Annotated in this window: 11 protein-coding genes and 1 pseudogene; 7 read left to right on the forward strand and 5 right to left on the reverse strand. The window is 70.6% G+C overall.

Features of this window, described 5'->3' with window-relative positions; translation table 11 throughout:
- Both D8M39_RS06425 and D8M39_RS06430 read left to right on the forward strand, forming a co-directional pair.
- Positions 1-126 (forward strand): annotated as a pseudogene (locus tag D8M39_RS06425) (transposase); the annotation flags it as partial.
- A gap of 74 nt (positions 127-200) precedes the next feature.
- Positions 201-1,083 (forward strand): IS5 family transposase gene (locus D8M39_RS06430; RefSeq protein WP_198145182.1). Its coding sequence is split into 2 segments (ribosomal slippage): positions 201-545 and positions 547-1,083, totalling 882 coding nucleotides; the frame shifts between segments, so codons are not numbered across the junction.
- 717 nt (positions 1,084-1,800) lie between these two features.
- On the opposite strand, the gene D8M39_RS06440 is transcribed toward D8M39_RS06430, so the two are convergent.
- Complete coding sequence (locus D8M39_RS06440) at positions 1,801-3,759, reverse strand: primary-amine oxidase (protein WP_126874663.1); 1,959 nt, start codon at positions 3,757-3,759, stop codon at positions 1,801-1,803.
- Positions 3,760-4,043: 284 nt separating this feature from the next.
- Here D8M39_RS06440 and D8M39_RS06445 point away from each other — a divergent pair, with 284 nt between their 5' ends.
- Positions 4,044-4,775 carry a TetR/AcrR family transcriptional regulator gene (locus D8M39_RS06445; protein WP_094393464.1) on the forward strand — a complete coding sequence of 244 codons (732 nt, stop codon included), beginning with the start codon at positions 4,044-4,046 and terminating at the stop codon, positions 4,773-4,775.
- Positions 4,776-4,784: 9 nt separating this feature from the next.
- Positions 4,785-5,726: a hypothetical protein gene (locus D8M39_RS06450; protein ID WP_126874664.1), complete on the forward strand. Its 942-nt coding sequence runs from the start codon at positions 4,785-4,787 to the stop codon at positions 5,724-5,726.
- Positions 5,727-5,811: 85 nt separating this feature from the next.
- On the opposite strand, the gene D8M39_RS06455 is transcribed toward D8M39_RS06450, so the two are convergent.
- Genes D8M39_RS06455 through D8M39_RS06465 form a run of 3 tightly spaced genes read right to left on the reverse strand, consistent with a single transcriptional unit; the run spans position 5,812 to position 8,346 of the window.
- On the reverse strand, positions 5,812-6,741 hold the full coding sequence (locus D8M39_RS06455; RefSeq protein WP_238693984.1) for an ABC transporter permease: 930 nt from the start codon (positions 6,739-6,741) through the stop codon (positions 5,812-5,814).
- Positions 6,738-7,715, reverse strand: coding sequence for an ATP-binding cassette domain-containing protein (locus D8M39_RS06460; RefSeq protein WP_238693985.1), 978 nt, complete (start codon positions 7,713-7,715; stop codon positions 6,738-6,740). The genes D8M39_RS06455 and D8M39_RS06460 overlap by 4 nt, the downstream gene beginning before the upstream one ends.
- Entirely contained in the window at positions 7,708-8,346 is a 639-nt protein-coding gene (locus tag D8M39_RS06465; protein ID WP_055083621.1) for an ABC transporter permease, read from the reverse strand. The genes D8M39_RS06460 and D8M39_RS06465 overlap by 8 nt, the downstream gene beginning before the upstream one ends.
- Positions 8,347-8,570: 224 nt before the next feature.
- On the opposite strand from D8M39_RS06465, the gene D8M39_RS06470 reads away from it, so the two are divergent.
- The 3 genes from D8M39_RS06470 (at position 8,571) to D8M39_RS06480 (ending at position 11,253) form a co-directional block, all read left to right on the forward strand.
- The gene (locus D8M39_RS06470; protein WP_126874665.1) at positions 8,571-9,506 is read left to right on the forward strand and encodes a VOC family protein; all 936 of its coding nucleotides are present in this window, start codon (positions 8,571-8,573) and stop codon (positions 9,504-9,506) included.
- A gap of 85 nt (positions 9,507-9,591) precedes the next feature.
- The gene (locus D8M39_RS06475; RefSeq protein WP_055083619.1) at positions 9,592-10,554 is read left to right on the forward strand and encodes an aldo/keto reductase; all 963 of its coding nucleotides are present in this window, start codon (positions 9,592-9,594) and stop codon (positions 10,552-10,554) included.
- Positions 10,555-10,698: 144 nt separating this feature from the next.
- Positions 10,699-11,253, forward strand: a complete 555-nt coding sequence (locus D8M39_RS06480; RefSeq protein ID WP_126874666.1) for a type 1 glutamine amidotransferase domain-containing protein — start codon at positions 10,699-10,701, stop codon at positions 11,251-11,253.
- Between the two features lie 210 nt (positions 11,254-11,463).
- On the opposite strand, the gene D8M39_RS06485 is transcribed toward D8M39_RS06480, so the two are convergent.
- Complete coding sequence (locus D8M39_RS06485; RefSeq protein ID WP_055083615.1) at positions 11,464-12,558, reverse strand: alanine--glyoxylate aminotransferase family protein; 1,095 nt, start codon at positions 12,556-12,558, stop codon at positions 11,464-11,466.
- Positions 12,559-12,754: the final 196 nt, after the last annotated feature.

Raw genomic sequence — 12,754 nt, forward strand, 5'->3', positions numbered from 1 at the left:
TTCAAGACCTGGCTGGCCGACCGCCCGCAGGAGTGGCGCGACGGCGTGGAGGTGGTCGCGATGGACGGCTTCACCGGGTTCAAGACCGCCGCCGTCGAGGAACTGCCCGACGTGGTGACCGTGCTAGGGCGTGTCTCCTATATGTGAGGTGAGGGTCGCGGGATACTGGCGGGGTGAATGAGAAGTCTCGGTTTGAGGCGATGACGGATGAGCAGTGGGAGCGTGTGGAGCCCCTGTTGCCAACGAACTGTGGGCGTCGGGGTCGCCCGTTCTCGAATAGTCGGATGATCGTCAACGGGATCATCTACCGCTACAGGACGGGGATTCCTTGGAGAGACCTGCCTCGTGAGAGGTATGGGCCGTGGCAGACGGTGTGGAAGCGTCACCGCTCCTACGCGAGGCGGGGCGTGTGGGATTGTGTCCTTTCTCAGGTGGTGGCCCAAGCGGATTCGGCTGGGAAAGTGGATTGGACGGTCAGCATTGACGCCACGATCAACCGTGCCCACCAACACGCCACGAACACGACGCGCCCCGACCAGGACACGGGGGGCTTCATCGAACTACAAGAATTCTCCGCTGGGCGAGGATGAGCCTGCAGGTCACGGCATTGGACGCTCGCGCGGGGGGTTGACCACGAAGATCCACCAGGTCGTGGACGGCAACGGGCGTCCCTTGGCCATGGTCGTCACTGGAGGCCAGCGCAACGACGGCGCGATGATGCAGGACACCTTGAAGGACATCTACGTCCCCAGGCCCACCGGCAGGCCCCGCACCACACCCGACACGGTCATGGCGGACCGGGGCTACACGTCGGGCGTGAACCGTGAATACCTTCGCGATCACCACGTCAAGGCAGTGATCCCCCAGAAGAAGAACGAGATCGCCTCCCGGAAAAAGAAGGGCTCCAAGGGAGGCCGTCCACCCGCCTTTGACGCAGAGGCATACAAGGGACGAAACGTCGTGGAACGCTCCTTCAACAGCGTCAAACAGTGGCGTGGTCTGGCCACCAGGTACGACAAGCTTGCCGTCACCTACAGGTCAGCCACAGTCCTACACGCCGTCCTCCAATGGCTCCAAATATAGGAGACACGCCCTAGTGGGGTCGTGCTCCGCATGCCCAAAGAGGACGTCAAATGCCTCGCCGATCTGTCCGTAGACCTCTGGCACCTCGCCTCGCAGACGGAGCCTCAGGTAGGCCCCACCTTGAATGGTTGTCTCGTCCAGGTCTAGAGGGTTGTCGACGTCACGGCCCACACGGACTGAGCACATTCGGTAGACGTGCCGCCCCCCATAGATGAGCCCCATCATGCGCCGCCCCCTGAGGGAGTCAAAACCGTGCTCAAATTCGGGCCATCCAGCCTGGATGTTTGAAAGGTCCAAGGGGACATCCCGACTCAGCGCCGGAAGATCTTCGAGGGTGACCACATCGATCCGGCCCAGGGCATGGCGAGTTGGATAGTTGCTCATGTGAGAGGTCTAGCCGAGATTTTGGGAGGTTTTCAAGCACTCACAGCAGACGTGGCGTGAAGGGTAGTTTCCCGCGGTGAACTGTCGGGCTGTCCCGCGGCCCGTTTTGATGGTGATGACGTGAAGAGAGGCCGTCGAGGTGTGAGAGAACACCCTAGGGGGCAGTGGGATCGGCCAGCCGTTCTTCAGCGAACCACCCGGCACGACGCCGCGCCGCCCGCGCCCCACGCAGGCCGGGCACGGCGTCGTCGTCGGGAGACGAACGAGGCACCCACCCCGCCAAGGGTGGGCGCCTCGCTCACGTGCTGCCAGCACGGGCCAGCGCTGGTGGTCCTACGACTCGCAGCAGGAGGAGGACTGCTCCTGCTCGCCGGCGCAGCAGTGGCCCTTCCTGGGGGCGGGGACGTCCAGGACCGGTGAGCGGTCGAAGAAGCCCTCGGGGCGCAGCTTGAAGCCCACGGTGTCCACGGGCATGATCGGCCAGTCCTCCACGCGCGGGAAGTGGGTGAGCCCGAAGGTGTGCCACACCACGATGTCCTCCCCGTCCACGGAACGCTCCTGCGCGGTCCACTCCGGCAGGCCGCCGTTGCCCGCGTGCTGGTTGGGGAAGTCGCCGGTCGGGTAGCGCTCGGCCTCCTCGTAGGGCGTGACCCACAGGGCCTTGGTGGCGAACGTGGCGCGGCGGTGGATGGAGGAGTCCTCCGAGGCGAGCATGGTGGGCCCGCCCTCCGGGTGGATCTTGTACGCGACCGGGTGGCCCAGGCGGTTGGTGTGCTCGGCGCTGGAGACCACCCAGGTGCGGCCCACGGCGGCGTCGGCGTCCCGCATGGCCTCCTTCTCGGTGGAGAGCACGGTGCGCTTGCGCGAGAAGGCGTTGCCGCGCGGGCTCACGTCCGAGGACAGGGGCACGCGCACGGCGTCCTCCTCCTCCACGCGGCAGGGACCGTCGTCGAGCGCGAAGTCCAGGCGCGCCGAGAACAGATGCTGGTGGAACGGCGCGCCCAGCCCCGGAGCGATCTCGGACGCGAAGTCCGTGGAGCCGTTCGGCAGGGCGGAGGTGAAGACCACGCCGGTGGCCTTGGCCTCGAACTCGATGGTGCCGTCCAGGTAGAGGTACCAGTAGAAGCCGTAGTCGTAGTTGCCCACGGTGGTGAAGAAGGAGATCACCAGGCGGCGGTTGCGGCGCGTGTAGGCCACCCCGCTCCACAGGTCCGTGTGCTTGGAGAGGATGGACCAGTCCTCCTCGTGCATGCAGATGCCGTTGGTGATCTCGCGCGGCTCACCGCGTCCGGTGACCACCACGGGCGAGAGGTAGGTGATCTCGCCCAGGCAGTCGCAGCCCAGCTCCAGGGAGTTGGCCCACTGGCCCACCAGGTACTCGCCGGTGTCGAAGTAGTTCTGCCAGGAGCGCACCGGGGACGGATCGCCGTAGGGCACCATCATCTCTGCGATGGCCGCGCGGTCCAGGATGCGGCGCTTCTGCCCCTTGTCCTCGAACGCGATGTTGTGCAGCACCAGCCCCTCGCGCATGTCGAAGCCCACGTCCAGGCTCCACTTCTCCCACTCCACGTGGTTGCCGCCGGTGACTGTGAAGGACGGGCCCTCGGGCTGGATGATCTCGATGGGCTTCTGGGTGGTGCGCGTGGGCCCGGTCAGCTCGGGATCCGAGTAGTCGCCGTCCTCCTCCGGCACGGGCACGAGCTCGATGTCCAGGACCTGGTCCACCACGTGGTTGGTGACGTCCACGTAGGCCACCAGGCCGTCGATGGGGTGCGCCCACGCGGGCTTGTGCTCGTCCTTCTGCAGGAACGCGAGACCGCGCAGCATGCGCCGCCCCTTCTCCTCCGGGTACTCGAACACGCCCGCGGACAGCGGCGCCACACGGACCTTCTCCACGGGCAGGCCGCGGCGCTCCAGCGCGGCGAGCCAGCGCTCGTCGGTCGAGAGGATCTGCTCGACCATCTCGAACTCCTCCTCCAGCACCGGCAACTCGCCGGTCTCGGAGGTGTCCAGCTCCACGACGGACTCCACCTCGCGGTTCGTCGCGGAGACGACGGCGTCCTTGGCCGGTCCCCCGGCGACGTCCAGCAGGAACACCCGGAACCGCCGGTTGGCCGGTGCGTCCACCGGGGTGCCGCGGGCGGGCTCCACGAGGCCGAGGTACGCCATGCGCGCCGTCTCGGGGAAGTGCCCGGCCGCTTCGAGGACCTCGCGCACCACGCGGATCTCCTCGGGGGTCTGCAGGGCGTACGGGCTCAGGTCCGTGGACGCGCTGGCGTCGGTGAGGGACATGGTGGGTCCTTTCGTGGAGCCGGGGGCACGGGGCGCATCCCCTGCGCCGCCTGTGTCCCGGGTCACTGTTTTTGCTCTACAGTCGTAGAGAATAGAGACGGCGGGGGCCCCTGACAAGACCGACGCCGTTCGCGCACCATTGCGACGTGGGTTGCGTCGTGGGTTGCCTCGAGGGGACTCGACGTCGACGACGCCGCCCGACGCCGACCCCGCGACAACGCCTCGCCAGAGGACGCCCGCAACAGGACGCCCACCAGAGAACGTCCCCAGCAGAAGGAGCCCCCGTGCCGAAGGTCGTGGACCACGAGACCCGCCGCGAGGAGCTCGTCCGCACGGTGTGGCGCATCATGGCCCGCCGGGGGCCTGCCGCGGTGACCATGCGCCAGATCTCCGCCGAGGCCGGCTACGCCAACGGTGCGCTGAAGACCTACTTCGCGGGCAAGGCGGACCTGCTGGAGGCCACCTACACCCACGTCTTCGAGCGCACGAACGAACGGGTGGAGCGTGCGGCCGCGGGGCTGTCCGGGCTCGGCGCGCTGGTGGCGTTCTGCCGCGAGGTGATGCCCCTGGACGAGGAGCGCCTGGACGAGGCCCGCGTGGTCATGGCGTTCTGGCAGGAGGCGGCCCACGACCCCGCCCGCGCCGCGCACAACAACCGTTACATGCACCAGTGGCGGGACTCCGTGGCCGGGTGGGTGGCAGAGGCCCGGGCCGCGGGCGACGTCACCGGGCACGTGGACCTCGCCTCCTGGGTGGACGCGCTGCTCACCTTCCTGCTGGGCACCCAGATCACGGCGGCCCTGGACCCCACAAACGTCACCCCGGCGCACCTGGAGCGTCAGCTGGCGGCACAGCTGGCGCTCGTGCGCGTTCCCGCGGAGGCTCCCGTGGGCGCCAAGGCCGCCGCCGACGTCGCTGCCCCCGGGAACGCCGGGGCCACCGCGAGCGCCACGACCCTCGGAGGCGCCGCAACCGCCGGGGGCTCCGCGGCCGCTGGACGGGGGCCGGTCACGTAGCCTGCTGGGATGCGCTCGCTCCGCCCGCTTCCCGCCCGGCCCGACGACCACGACGACGGGCCACCGCCCGAGAGCCGCTACCAGCACCTGGACGGCCAGGCGGTGCGCGCCTCCGCGGCCGCCCTGCAGCGCAGAATCCACTCGCGCTTCCCGCAGCGCAGCCTGTGGGAGGTATGCGGGGAGCTGATCGCCCTGGTGGACGAGGTCACCGAGGGCGGGGGCATCAGCCGACGCCGGATCCGCACCGCCCGCACCCTGTCCCGGTTGGGCGTGCTGGTGGTGCTGCTCGTCTTCGGGACTGCCATCACCCTGGCCGCGCTGAGCATCTGGGCGGACCCGGACGCCCTCGGTCCCGTGGATTGGCTGCCCCTGCTGGAGACGGTGGTCAACGACCTCGTCTTCGCGGGCATCGCCATCTTCTTCCTGCTCGCCGTCCCCCAGCGCCTGGAGCGCGCCCGCGTGCTGCGCGTGGTGCACCGGCTGCGCTCGCTCGCCCACGTGATCGACATGCACCAGCTCGTGAAGGTCCCGGAGCGGCTGCCCGCCGCCGGGGTCCACGCCGAGGACGGGCAGGGCACAACGACGCCGCCCGCGCCCCACGGCGCCGCGGATTCCGGTCCTGGGGCTTCCGATGCCGCGGGCTCCGGCCCCGCTGGTTCCGGTGCCACCGTGGCCGGCGCGGTCGCCGGAGGAGGCAGCGGTGCGGCGTCGTCGTCCCCGGGACGGAACCGGCGGGAGGACGAACCGGCACTGACGCGCGCGCAGATGACCCAGTACCTGGACTACTGCACGGAGATGCTCTCGCTGGTGGGCAAGACGGCCGCGCTGTTCGCGGAGGACACCACGGACGGCGAGGTTCTGGACGCCGTGGAGGGCATCGAGGCCCTCACCTCGGACATGGCGCGGAAGGTGTGGCAGAAGATCGCGATCATCCAGGAGCAGGGCGGCTGACCGCCCGCCGCAGGGGCGCCCACCATGCCGCCGGTGAACCTGAGGTGTAGAGGTGCCACGATTTCGGCGCGCCGGGCGGTCAGGTCTACACCTCAGGTTCCGCGCCCGGCGCCGGGTGGCGACGGCGGACGAGGACTTCCGCAAACCGGCCCAGCCAGTCGGCGACGACGGCGAGCAGGGACACCAGCCCGGCGCCCACCACAGTGACCGCGCTCTGCTGGTGCTCCACCCCGGTGGTGAGCAGCACACCCAGTCCCCCGCCGCCGGTGAAGGCCGCCAGTGCGGCGGCACCCACCACGACCACGAGGGTGGTGCGGACCGTGGTGAGGAGAACGAGCAGCGGCACGGTCCCGCGGGATGAGGCCGCCGGACCGTTGCCCGGTCCCGTCGTCGGCACCGGGACCGGGACCGGAGTGTTCATCCGTTGCACCCCAGCGACGAATACCCGCAGCGCGGGGAGCACCGCACAGGCCACGAGCCCCGCGATCGAGGAGCGGACCCCGAAGCCCAGCGCGCACGCGAGCAGCACCATCAGACCGATGGCGGGTGCCCCCTCGCCGATCCCCGCAACCACGAGCACGGGACGCCCGAGTCGACGCAGCGGGCCACGGGCCAGCGCAAGGCCCAGGGGAAGGACGAGCGCCAGGACGAGCACCGTGGCCACCGCCGTGAGGCCCAGGTGCTCCAGGGTGCGGGTCCACAGAGACCCCGGGGACACCACGGTCCGCTCCGCCGGGCTCAGCGGACCGAACGCCAGGAACGACCACAGCCCCGCGAGCGCGACGAGCACCGCTGCGAACTGGATCCACAGGGCGCGCAGACTCTCGTGGCTGGCCGCGGGGACAGTCCCTGGGACGACCGCGGTGCTGGCCGATGGGACCCCCACTGCGGCTGAGACGGTCTCGACATCGGTGCCGGACTCGACTGCTGCCGGGGCGCCGTCGCCGGGTTCCACCGCCGGAAGATGCTCGGCGCCGCCCTCCGCCGCAGCTGGCGGGTCATCCCTGCGGCTCATGTCCACCACTCCCCCGTCTCGCCTGCCTCGCTTGCCTCGCCCGAATCCCCCGCCTCACTCGACTCGCCCAGGCCCCCCGTGCCGCCCCTCGCGGGGCCGTCCGTCGCGCGGAGCCGCTCGGCGGCGTCGCCCGCGGGGGCCGGCTGCTGACGGTCAGGAGTGTCGTAGCGGACGAGCCGGGCTCCCCGGTCTAGGACGGCCACCCGGTCCCCGAGCGTCGTCGCCTCCGTCAGGTCCCCGGTCGCGCACACGACCGTGAGCCCCAGCCGCCGCTGGATCCCCAGCAGGTCACGCTGCAGGGTGTGCCGGGTGGCGGGGTCCACCGCACCGAACGGGTCGTCCAGCAGCAGGACGCGCGGCTCCGCGGCCAGGGCACGGGCCAGGCCCGCCCGCTCGTGCTGGCCGGGGGAAAGTTCCGCGGGGTGGCGCCGCCCGTCGGTGGCCGGGTCCAGCCCGACGAGCTCGAGCACCTCCGCCACCCGCGCGGCCGTGCGCCGTCGGGGCCACCCGAGCATCCGGGGCACCAGAGCGGTGTTCGCGGCCACCGTCATGTGCGGGAACAGTCCGCCGGTGCGGAGCATGAAGCCGATGCCGCGGCGCAGGGCACGCTCGTCCATACCTGCGACGTCCTCCCCGTCGAGCAGGACGCTCCCGCTGGAGGGGTCGAGCAGGCGGTTCACCATCCGCAGCACCGTGGTCTTCCCGCACCCGGGCGGTCCGACGAGCGTGACGACGTCACCGGCGGGCACCTCGAGGGTGAGCCCTCCCACCGCGGCACGGCTCTGCCCCGGGTACTGCTTGGTGACGCGGCGCAGCAGGACCGCAGCACCGCGGACCTCCCGGGGCGCGGGGGTGCCCCGCACCTCCCGGGCTGCAGGGACGGCGCGCTCCCCGGGGGACGACGTCGCCGGGTACGACGTCGCCGGGTACGACGCCGCGGCACGCGGGGTGGGGTCCACGGCGGGTTCACCCACGGAGACCTCGCGCGGTGGTGAGGCGACCCAGGAGCACGAGCGCCAGGTCGAGGACCGCGGTGAGGACCACGACGCCCACGAGGCCGCTGAGGGCCAGGCCCGCGGCGTCGTCGCCCCGCTTCGCGAGGCCGGCGAAGACCAGACCGCCCAGGCCGGAGCCCACCGTGTACGCGGCGAGCGCCGCGACACCCCCGCTCAGGCGCGCGGAGACGCGGATCCCCGCCAGGACGGCCGGCCACGCGAGGGGCAGCTCCACGGTGGTCAGCATCCGCAGCCGGCCCATGCCGATCCCGCGCGCGGAGTCGGAGAGGACAACCGGGATGCCGCGGAGGCCCCGCAGCGTGCACCGCAGGACCGGGAGGACGGCGAAGAAGGTCACCGCGAGCATCCCCGGCACCGCTCCCCCGCCGGTGAGCACGAGGAGAACGGCCAGCACGGCGAAGGCCGGAACGGTCAGTGCCATCCCGGCCAGGGTCTCGCTCGTGGCGTGCGCGGCCGGGTGGCGGTGCACCAGCACCGCGAGTGCCACGGCCAGCAGCGTGGCCGCGCCGAGGCACGGCAGCACCAGGGCGAGGTGCTGCCAGCAGGCCGTGGCGATCTGCTCGCGGTGCTGCGCCATGAACTCCCCCACGAGGCTCTCCTCTCTCGGCGCGGTGGGACCGTCCGGACCGAGGTGCGGCCACACGGTCAGGATCGATTGATCACCCTACTGACGATGAGTTGATTGTCCACCTTGCGGCAGCTGATTGTTGTTATTGCATGTATATTTCTTCACTTATACTTGTTTAAGAAACTATTTCTGGCGTAACGTGTGTGGTGCTCCGGCGGCCTCCCGAGCCGTCCCCCGACAAGGAAGTGGTTCCCGTGTCCCTGCTCATCCAGCGCCCCGATCCCCGCAGCCTGCGCCGCCGTCCGGCGGACGACCTGCTCTCCGACGGCACCACCATGGGTGCCGTGGAGCTGCTCGTGAAGGACCTGGACGGGATGATCGCCTACTACTCCACCGGCATGACCCTGGACGTCCTGCAGCACTCCGGGGACACCGCCGTACTGGGCCACGACGGCCGCGTAGTCCTGCGCCTGCGCCGCGTCACGGACCTGCCATCCTGGCGCCCGAACCAGGCGGGCCTGTTCCACACCGCCGTGCTCTTCGACGACGACGCCGCCCTGGCCCGCGCGCTCGCCTCGACGGCCCGTTTCGCACCGGGCACCTTCACGGGCTCCGCGGACCACCTCTACAGCCAGGCCTTCTACTTCACGGACCCCGAGGGCAACGGCGTGGAGCTCTACGCGGACCGCCCCCGGGAGACCTGGCAGCGCGAGGCGAACGGCCTGCTCAGCCTGGCCTCCAACTATCTGGACCCGAACGAGTTCCTGCGCACGAATCTGTCCCGGGAGGCGCCACAGCCAACCACGGCACCGGCCTCCACGCTGGGTCACGTGCACCTGCAGGTGGGCGACATCCCCACGGGGCGCGAGTTCTACGTGGACACGCTCGGCTTCGAGGTGATGAGCGACGCCGGGTCCGCCCTGTTCATCTCCGCGGGCGGCTACCACCACCACATCGCTCTGAACACGTGGAACAGCGCGGGCGCCGGTCCGCGCGCCGCGTCCCTGGGTCTGGGCCAGGTCAACATCGACCTCCCCACCGCCGAGGACGTCTCCGCGCTGGAGGAGCGCCTCACGGACCACCGGGTGACCACCCGCCACGATGGCGCCGTGCTGCGCTTCGAGGACCCGTGGGGCACTCTCATCCAGGTCGCGCAGGCCCCCGCGCCGGGCGTCGCCTGACACTGCCCGCCCCCGTAATGTCGGCTTGCTACAGTCGCCAAGGAAAATGCCCCGACCGGCCACCACACCACCGCAGGAGGTTCTCATGAGCCAGCACGCACCCACCACCGCACGGATCGCCGGGATCGAGCAGGAGATCTTCCGGCTGAACCTGGGCGGGAACACGTTCGGGTGGACGAGCGACGAGCAGCAGTCCTTCGACGTCCTGGACACCTTCGTGGCCGCGGGCGGAAACTTCGTGGACACCGCGGACATGTACTCCGTGTGGGCCGAGGGCCACGAGGGCGGGGAGTCCGAGACGGTCCTGGGGCGCTGGTTCGCGGCGCGCGGCAACCGTGACTCCGTGGTGCTCGCGACCAAGACCGGGGCGCACCCGCAGTTCCGCGGCCTGGCCCACGACACCGTGGTGGCTTCTCTCGAGGCGTCCCTCGACCGGTTGCAGACCGGCTACGTGGACCTCTACTACGCACACTATGACGACGCGGACACGCCCATCGAGCAGCAAGTGGAAACCTTTCACGAGCTCGTGGACTCCGGGCGCGTGCACGCAGTAGGGCTGTCCAACTACTCGCCGCAGCGCATGCGCGAGTTCTTCACGGTGGCCCGCGAGCGCGGCATGGCGGTGCCCGCGGCCATCCAGCCGCAGTACAACCTGGTGCACCGCCGCGATTTCGAGCGGGACTACGCCGCGATCGCCCAGGAGTACGACGCTGCCGTGTTCCCCTACTTCGCCCTGGCCTCCGGCTTCCTCACGGGCAAGTACCGCACCACCGATGACCTCGAAGGAGCGGCCCGCGAGCAGATGGCCCGGGAGTACGTCTCCCCCGAGGGTTTCGCGGTTGTGGAGGAACTGGTCTCCGTGGCGGACAGGCACCGCGCCGAGCCGGCCACCGTGGCCCTCGCATGGCTGCTCGCCAAGGGCGTCACCGCACCCATTGCTTCCGCATCCTCCGCCGCGCAGCTGTCCTCGCTGGTGGCGGCGCCCGCACTGCACCTGGGCGCGGACGACATCGCCGCACTGGACCGGGTGTCGCAGCCCTTCGCGTGAGGGGACGCTGGGTGCACGCAGCAGACGCCGCGCGGCGGCGTCATGATCGTGTCGCTGACAGCGGAACCGGCGGGGACACCCTTGCCGAGGAAAGTGCCGCGGTGCCAGACTGGAACCATCACCCGATAGAAAGGATTCTCGACAATGGCTGAACTGTCCGGCAAGAAGATTCTCGTTCTGGTGACCAACCAGGGCGTGGAGCAGGACGAGTTGAAGGTGCCCCTGGAGAGGTTGCGAGCTGACGGGGCGGAGGTTACGGTGGCCGCCCCCGAGACCGGCGAGGTGAAGTCCCTCGTGGGCGACTGGGACCGAGGAGAGACCTTCCCCGTGGACCAGACCATCTCCAGCGTCAACGAGTCCGAGTACGACCTGCTGCTGCTGCCCGGCGGGACCCTCAACGCAGACGCCCTGCGCTTGGACCAGGACGCACAGAAGACCGCCAAGGCCTTCGCGTCCTCCGGCCGCCCAGTGGCCGCCTTGTGCCACGGCCCGTGGCTGCTCGTGGAGACCGGCCTGGTGGACGGAAAGACCCTGACCTCCTACCCGTCGGTGAAGACGGACATCGTCAACGCCGGCGGCAACTGGGTGGACCAGGAGGTCAAGGTGTGCCCCGCCAAGGAGTGGACCCTGATCACCTCCCGCAACCCCGGTGACCTGGACGCGTTCGTGGGCGCCATCGAGGAGCAGCTCACCGCCTGATCCGCGCCCCTTCACACCGCAGGACGACGGCGGGCCCCACCTTCCCGGTGGGGCCCGCCGTTCGCACGTGGTGCCGACGACGTGGTGCCGCGGCGCCCAGGTCGCCCGGGGTCCGACCCGCGCGCCGGCTGGCCGACGTCACGCACGGGCCGGCCGGGTGGCCGGCCGAGGGGCGCGCGACCGGCGCGGCCGCTCAGCAGCCGTGGGCGGTCAGCGGCCCAGCACGTTCCTCAGCGCGCCGAGAATGAGCGTCACCGACTCGGGGCACGCGTTCGGACCCATGAGTCCGATGCGCCACACGGTGTTCGCGTACTCCTTCACCCCGGGGCCGATCTCGATGTTGTAGGTCTCCAGCAGCTCCCTGCGGACGGCTGCGGAGTCCACTGCCTCGGGAACCTTCACGGTAGTCAGCTCCGGCAGACGGTACCCCTCCCGGGCGAACAGCTCCAGGCCCATCTCCTGCAGACCGTCCTGCAGCGCACGGCCAGCGGCATCGTGACGGGCGCGGACGGCGTCGAGTCCCTCCGCCAGGACGCGGCGCAGACCAGCCTCCAGGGAGGCGACCATCGCCACCGGCGCGGTGTGGTGGTACGTGCGGGTGGCCCCGGAGGCCTCCCCCACGTAGCCGCCGAGCATACCCAGGTCCAGGTACCACGAGCGGGGCTTCTCCACACGGCGCTCCCAGGCGCGGTCCGACACGGTGAACGGAGCCAGACCGGGAGCCACGCCCAGGCACTTCTGGGTGCCGGCGTAGCCGATGTCGATCCCCCACTCGTCTGCCTTCAGCTCGATGCCGCCGATGGAGGTCACGGCATCCACGAGCAGCAGCGCATCCCCCTTGAGCGCGCCGAGAGCGGCGATGTCCGAGCGCACACCCGTGGAGGTCTCCGCGTGCACGGCGGCGATGACCTTGGGTGAGGGGTGCGCGGCGGCCACCTTCTGGGCGTCCACGGGCTCACCGAAGGGAAAGTCCACGCGGGTGACCTCGGCGCCGCAACGGGCAGCGACGTCGCACATGCGCTCCCCGAACAGGCCGTTGACCGCGATCACCACGGGATCCCCCGGGTTCACGAAGTTCACGAACGCCGCCTCCATACCAGCGGAACCGGTGGCCGAGAGCGGGAGCGTGCGGCGGTTCTCGGTGCCCCACACCGCCCGGAGACCGTCGCAGGCGCTGTCCATGACGGCGAGGAACTGGGGGTCCAGGTGGCCGAGCAGCGGACGGGCCAGCGCCTCGGTGGCCTCCGGGTACGGGTTGGTGGGGCCTGGGCCGAACAGGTGTCGGACGGTGAGGATGTCGCTCATGGAAGGGTCTCCTGACTGCGCCAGCCGAACTCGCGTCCTCGCGGGGCGGTGTCCGCGGGAGCACCGGCGGACGGCGGCGCGCTGTGGTGTGCGGGGCCGCCTCCAGGGTAGAGCCAGATCACACGCGGCGCGATCCCCGCGCGTGCCGGTGCCGACAGGGCCGCGGCGTCGTCCCCTCCGCGCTCCGCACCCTGGC

This window comes from Kocuria sp. HSID17590 (genome assembly GCF_003989485.1).
In the GTDB taxonomy this organism is placed as follows: domain Bacteria; phylum Actinomycetota; class Actinomycetes; order Actinomycetales; family Micrococcaceae; genus Kocuria; species Kocuria salsicia.